Genomic DNA, 639 nt, shown 5'->3' with positions numbered 1-639 from the left:
ATCAACCCTTCTCCGTGGAGATATGCCATGCAGCATCAGCACACACAGACCCCCAGCGATCGCCCCCGGTTCTGGCGATCGCGCTACGGCGTGGCGTTCCTCATCATCGCCGCTGTCGCCGCGTATTTCCTGCTCAAGGAGCACACGGCACATGTTGCCGGCTATCTCCCCTTCCTGCTGCTGGCGGCTTGTCCGCTGATGCACCTGTTCATGCACCGTGGTCACGGCCACGGCGGACACGATCATGCCGCGCGTCAGGGTAAGGAAGGTGCCGCAGCCTCCAAGGAGCAGAAGCAATGAGTCGAGGCACTCGCACCGTGCGAGCACGCGACGCCGCGCTTGTCTCCTTGCGCGCCTGCGGTCTGCTGCGATCACCAGACAGCGATGAGCAAGAAACGAGTCCAGCGCGTCTGTGACGGCGCCCTCTGTTGCCCCCTCTGCAACATTCGTACGGGCACCACAAACGTGTTTGTCTTCAGGGCCCACCGGACCTCTCGCCCCAGTGACCAGCCGGGATGCTCGCGGCGTGCAACGCCAGTGGCCTCACAGCCCATATGTAGAACTGTAAGGCTGCGACACAAGCTCAGCCGAGTGCCGCTGAGTCAGCCGCGATGCCCCTTCCGAAGCAAAGAGTAGAGG

The 639-nt window shown here is 63.1% G+C and carries 1 protein-coding gene; it reads left to right on the top strand.

What is annotated here, in order from left to right:
- Positions 1-300 (top strand): DUF2933 domain-containing protein (locus FJV41_RS49570; protein ID WP_438616792.1); only part of this gene is annotated, 300 nt, incomplete at its 5' end.
- Between the last annotated feature and the right edge of the window lie 339 nt (positions 301-639).

The organism is Myxococcus llanfairpwllgwyngyllgogerychwyrndrobwllllantysiliogogogochensis (genome assembly GCF_006636215.1).
In the GTDB taxonomy this organism is placed as follows: Bacteria; Myxococcota; Myxococcia; order Myxococcales; family Myxococcaceae; genus Myxococcus; species Myxococcus llanfairpwllgwyngyllgogerychwyrndrobwllllantysiliogogogochensis.
Note: the sequence above shows the minus strand (reverse complement) of the source record. Positions and strands in the feature narration are given on the sequence as shown.